Source organism: Micromonospora sp. NPDC050686, assembly GCF_040654475.1.
Taxonomy (GTDB): domain Bacteria; phylum Actinomycetota; class Actinomycetes; order Mycobacteriales; family Micromonosporaceae; genus Micromonospora.
In genome coordinates, this window is sequence record NZ_JBFAID010000131.1 from 1 (window position 1) to 2481 (window position 2481).

The window sequence follows — 2481 nt, forward strand, 5'->3', positions numbered from 1 at the left end:
CAGGGCGGCTGGGACAGTGCGAACATGACCGCGGCGGCGGTGTCGGCGGGGTCGTTGAGGGTGGCGTCCGGTCCGGGCTTGTACTGCTCGTCCCGATTGTCGAAGAACGCGGTCCGCATCCCGCCGGGGATGAGCAGCGTCACGCCCACGGTGCCGGCCAGTTCGGCGGCGAGCGCCCGGGTGAAGCCGACCACCCCGAACTTCGCCGCGCAGTACGCCGTCGCGTCCCCGACCGCCTTCACCCCGAGGGTGGAGGCGACGGTGACGATGGTGCCCCGGGACGCCTCCAGGTAGGGCAGCGCGGCCCGCACCACGGCGGCGGTGGCGAGCAGGTCGACGGTGACGATCCGCTCCCACGTCTGCGCCGGCACGTCGGCCAGCCGGCCCGGGGTGTCGATGCCGGCGGCGGTGACCACCCCGTCCAGCCCGCCGGAACGTTCGGCCAGCTCCCGGGTGGCCGCCTCGGCGGCCCGGGTGTCGGCCAGGTCGCACTCCACCCACGGCACCCCGTCGGCCGGCGCCTGCCGGTCCAGCACCAGCGGCCGGCCGCCGGCCCGGGCCACCGCGGTCACCACCGCCGCGCCCAAGCCGCTCGACCCGCCGGTGACCAGGACGGTCGGCCCACCTCCCGGCACATCGCTCATCGGGCCCCCTCCGTGCTCGGCCGCTCCACGCCGGAGCGGCGGTTGCCTCCCACCGAACCCGCCGACGGCGCGGTCACCGGCATGCCGCCACCGGCCCGGGCGGCCTCGATCAGGTCGGTGGTGGACCGGCCGGCCAGGTACGGCACCACCACCGTGTGCCCGCCCCAGCGGCGCAGCAGCTCCTCCTCCGGCAGGACCGGCTCGTCGCCGACCCCGCCGGCGTAGTCGCCGCCCTTGACCCAGACGTCCGGCCGCAACCAGGACAGGGCCGCGTCCGGCGTCGCCTCGTCGAAGATCACGATCGCGTCGACGCAGCTCAGCGCGGCCAGCATCCGGCTCCGGTCGCCCTGCTGGACCACCGGCCGGTCCGGCCCCTTCAGCCCGGCCACGCTGGCGTCGGAGTTCAGGCAGACGATCAGGCAGTCGCCGAGCTGCCGGGCCGCCTGGAGGGTGGCCACGTGGCCGGCGTGCAGCAGGTCGAAACAGCCGCCGGTGGCCACCACCGTGCCGCCCGCCGCGCGTACCTCGGCGGCCAGCGCGCCGGCCGCGGCCGCCCCGATCCGCTCACCGCCGGTCGCGGGGCGTACCGTCGGCGGCGTCCGCACCGGCGGCGGCAGCGCCGCGGCCACTCCCCCGCCCGCCACGTACGCGGAGGCCTCCGCCACCGCGTGCTGCACCGCCTCGGAGACCAGGGCGCCCCGGGCCAGGGCGATGCTGGCCGCCGCCGCGAACCGGTCGCCGGCGCCGCAGGTGTCCCCCTCGGCGCTGGCCGGCGCGGGCACCACCAGCGGGGTGGCGCCCGCGTGGCACAGCAGGGCCCCGTCGCCGCCGAGGGTGACCGCGACCGCGCCGGCCCGCCACCGCTCCCGCAGCCCCTGCGCCCCCCGGGAGGCGGTCACCAGGCGGGACGCCCCCGGGGCCACCTTCGCCAGGTCCCGGGCCTCCGACTCGTTCGGGGTGGCCAGCTGCACGCCGGGCACCGCCGCCGGGCCACGCGGGTGCGGATCCCAGACCACCGGGGCGGCGGTCGCCGCCAGCGCGGCCCGCAACGCCGGGTGCCCGGCCACGCCCCGGCCGTAGTCGCTGACCAGCACCACCGACGCGTCGGCGATCAGCCGCAACACCGCCTCGGCGGGCTCCCCGGGTTCGCCGGCCGGCCCGCCCCGGTCGTGCCGCAACAGCACCCGGCCCCGGGCCCGCAGCCGGATCTTCTCCGGCGTTGCGCCGGGCAGCGGCAGCGCGTACACCTGCACCCCGGCGGCGGTGAGCAGGGTGCTGAGCCGGGCGCCACCGGCGTCGTCGGCGAGCGCCGTCACCAGCGCCACCTCCGCCCCCTGCGCGGCGGCGAAGACGGCGGCCAGCCCGGCGCCACCGGGCCGGTCCGCGTGCGCGGTCTCGTCGAGCACCGGCACCGGCGAGTCCGGGCAGAGCCGGTTGACCACGCCCTCGACGTCCCGGTCCAGCAGGGTGTCGCCGACCACCACCACGGGTCCCCGCGCACTCGGCCTCCTCATCGCGGCTCGACCTCCGGTTCCGCGCCGAGCACCACCTCGACCCCGGTACGCACCGGCCCGGACCGGCTGTCGCCGGCCGGCACCGGATGCGCGGCGGCGCCCGGCGTCGCGGTCAGCGCCCGGTCGACGTACTCGCAGAGCACGTGGGCCGAGACCAGGTGCAGCTCCTGCACCACCTGGCTGTCCGCCGAGGAGACGGCGAGCACCTCGTCGACGGCGTCGGCGAGCGGGTTGGGCGCCGGGCCGGTGAAGGCCCAGCAGCGTAGGCCGGTCTGGTGGCCGGCGTGGGCGGCGGTGAGCAGGTTGGGGCTGGTGCCGCTGGT

General features: G+C 78.3%; 2 protein-coding genes and 1 pseudogene. All 3 read right to left on the reverse strand.

Annotated features, from left to right (window positions below; all coding sequences use genetic code 11):
• Window positions 1-644, reverse strand: a 644-nt coding sequence (locus AB0H57_RS32700; RefSeq protein ID WP_357512598.1) for an SDR family oxidoreductase, incomplete at its 3' end; no start/stop codon positions are given.
• Window positions 641-2158: a PfkB family carbohydrate kinase gene (locus AB0H57_RS32705; RefSeq protein ID WP_357512600.1), complete on the reverse strand. Its 1518-nt coding sequence runs from the start codon at window positions 2156-2158 to the stop codon at window positions 641-643. The genes AB0H57_RS32700 and AB0H57_RS32705, both read right to left, overlap by 4 nt.
• Window positions 2155-2481: pseudogene (locus tag AB0H57_RS32710) on the reverse strand (phosphoheptose isomerase); the annotation flags it as partial. The gene AB0H57_RS32705 and the pseudogene AB0H57_RS32710, both read right to left, overlap by 4 nt.

What these genes read in the sequence shown, in the direction of transcription:
- AB0H57_RS32705 (WP_357512600.1), bottom strand. Translation starts at nt 2,158, where the DNA reads ATGAGGAGGCCGAGTGCGCGGGGACCCGTGGTGGTGGTCGGCGACACC.